This window comes from Nocardia sp. NPDC058497 (assembly GCF_042720195.1).
Classification (GTDB): domain Bacteria; phylum Actinomycetota; class Actinomycetes; order Mycobacteriales; family Mycobacteriaceae; genus Nocardia.
On record NZ_JBHXMY010000761.1, the window covers coordinates 1 to 2,365 of the forward strand.

The following is a 2,365-nucleotide window of genomic DNA, read 5'->3' on the forward strand; positions in this document are numbered from 1 at the left end:
AAAAAACGGGTTGTGGGGGTCATGACCCGCCTTTTTGTGGGGGGCGGCCCAACCGGGCGTTTATGGGGGGGTGGTTGGGCCCGAGGCTACGAATTCTTCACGTCATCCGATCGCACGACACCCGCCGGCCACCAGAATGCCGCGGTCGACTGAGCGTGCCAGGACGCCGCCATCGTGACAACGGCAGCGCATTCGAGATAATGGCCCATCCGGATGACAGTATCTATCTGCAATCGGGCGGATTCCTCGTCGCCGTCCATCGTGCACAATAGTGCTCGACTGGTGGCACGGACTGCCGGATGAACCTCGTCGACACCCAGCATGTCGTCGTCCGTGAACGCTTGGAAACCGAGTGCCGCTTCGGACAGATTCTGGTCGGCCAGGTGGCGGCCACAGCTTCCGATCATTTCCAGAACGACATCGACCAATTCATCGGCGGATACGGAATTCGTCAACTGCAGTGCCGCGTTCCCGAGCTCGTCGTCGCCGTCCAAGGCAGCCCGAACGAGCTCCGCGGCCCGCTGTGAGAGTTCATCCATTGTTTCCCCCCGTGCCGAATGCTGAAATGTGCCTCGGACGGGCTAGCTTTCGACCTTGACGCCCATCGAACGTGCGGTGCCGGCGACGGATTTCATCGCGGCATCCAGTGACACGGTGTTCAGATCGGTCAGCTTGCGTTGCGCGATCGACTTCAGCTGGCTGCTGGTCAGGACGCCTGCGGTATCGGAGCCGGGTCGGCTGGAGCCGGACTGGACGCCAAGGGCTCGGCGGATGAGGAACGAGGTCGGCGGTGTCTTCAGCGTCATCTCGTAGCTGCGGTCTTCGAAGACCGTGATGACGGCCGGAATGACCTCGCCGCGCTGAGCCGCGGTCGCGGCGTCGTATTCCTTCTTGATATCGATCGTCTTGGCGCCTGTCGGGCCGAGCATCTTGCCGAGGTCGACCATGGCGGCATTGCCGGCCTCGAGGTTCAGTGTGACCTGGATGCTGACCTTTTTCTTCTTCGGAGGCATCGGGTGGTCCTTTCCATTCTTGGGTCGTCGTTTACCGAGCATGGCTCAATTGCGGAAAAATGGCTGGGGTTGCGTACGACCTTGCCGACGGCCATTCCGATGAGAAATCTGGTATGCCCAATTATCGAAGACGACAACACGTAAAAATCCGGTGAAACCGGAACCGCACTCCCCTCCTGATCACGCTGGATCAGCCGACGTAACAGCACGTCGAGCACGATCAAAGCTACCGCAGGATGGTGGGCGAGTCAATCGCTTCGGCGCTTGTGTGGCGTCGAACTCCCTTGTTGCACTTGACGTTACGTCAACTGGCATCATGCGAAGGCATGGGGAGAGTGCAGCGTTCGAAAGTGTCGGCGACCTACGAGTGGTCGATCAAGGAACTGTCTAAACAGGCTGGCGTGACCAGCCGAACTCTGCGCCATTACGCGCACATCGGCTTGCTCGAACCGAGCAGGACAGGCCCCAACGGGCTTCGCTTCTACGACGCGGAGCGGGTGCTGGTTCTCCATCGGATTCTTGTCCTGCGTCACCTCGGTACAGACCTGAACACCATCAAGGAGGCGCTGGCTGCCGAACCGGTGGTGATGGAGTCGACTCTGCGGCGCCAGCTCGACCTCCTCGGAGCCGAGCGGAGCCGAATCGATCGACAGATCAACGCCGTAGAGGGCGCGATGCGCAGGCTGCGCTCCGGCGAATACCTCGACATCACGGCGATGTTCGACGGGCTGACTACCGAGGTGGCGTAGGACCGTCACGGAAAGGGGTGCGGATGCGGATTGAGCTCGTGTGGTTCCAGGTCGTGTGTGGCGTGCCCCAGCAACACCGGCATCTTCAGCAAGCGTGGCACTCCCTCGATGCGCCGGAATCGGTGGCCGAATGTCATCGGCAGGGTTCCTGGGATGATCACCTTGACGCATGCCAGACCGCCGGCGCGATGCTCCGGCGTGGTCTGGTCCACCACGATCACATCGAGGCCGTGCCGAGCGAGCCGGTCGATGACAGTGCGGAGATCCACACCGAGATCGTCGGTTTCCGGCAGGTCGATCGGCGGGACGCGGTCGGTGGCGCCTGCCCGACGAAGAAACGCGAACCGATCGAACACGGTGTGGTTGCCGTAGAGGATCGAATGATCCGACATCGCCTTGACCGCATCGGGATCGGTCGCCATCTCGGCGGCTCGGTCCCGTTCGTTGCGGTAGCCACGTACCATCCCGGCGAGAATCGGCCCGAGCTCGTTCAACGCACTGCGCTGCGCTTGGTCGGGATCGAGATGTGATCCTGCCGCGCACACGACTTTGGGCAGTTCCGGGTCGTCCGTGGGCGACACGGCCATCGCCCAGACACTGGGG

4 protein-coding genes are annotated in these 2,365 nt (G+C 62.0%); 1 reads left to right on the top strand and 3 read right to left on the bottom strand.

Translation table 11 applies throughout. The annotated features are described in order from the left end of the window. Window positions 1–86: 86 nt before the first annotated feature. Together ACFWPJ_RS30585 and ACFWPJ_RS30590 are read right to left on the bottom strand one after the other, a co-directional pair. Window positions 87–539 carry a hypothetical protein gene (locus tag ACFWPJ_RS30585; RefSeq protein WP_378856653.1) on the bottom strand — a complete coding sequence of 151 codons (453 nt, stop codon included), beginning with the start codon at window positions 537–539 and terminating at the stop codon, window positions 87–89. A 42-nt stretch (window positions 540–581) separates the two neighbouring features. Continuing rightward, window positions 582–1,013 carry an uL11 family ribosomal protein gene (locus tag ACFWPJ_RS30590; RefSeq protein WP_378856655.1) on the bottom strand — a complete coding sequence of 144 codons (432 nt, stop codon included), beginning with the start codon at window positions 1,011–1,013 and terminating at the stop codon, window positions 582–584. 326 nt (window positions 1,014–1,339) lie between these two features. On the opposite strand from ACFWPJ_RS30590, the gene ACFWPJ_RS30595 reads away from it, so the two are divergent. Further along, on the top strand, window positions 1,340–1,762 hold the full coding sequence (locus ACFWPJ_RS30595; protein ID WP_378856657.1) for a MerR family transcriptional regulator: 423 nt from the start codon (window positions 1,340–1,342) through the stop codon (window positions 1,760–1,762). A 5-nt stretch (window positions 1,763–1,767) separates the two neighbouring features. On the opposite strand, the gene ACFWPJ_RS30600 is transcribed toward ACFWPJ_RS30595, so the two are convergent. Next, the coding region (locus ACFWPJ_RS30600; protein WP_378856659.1) for a YcaO-like family protein at window positions 1,768–2,365 on the bottom strand (598 nt) is incomplete at its 5' end.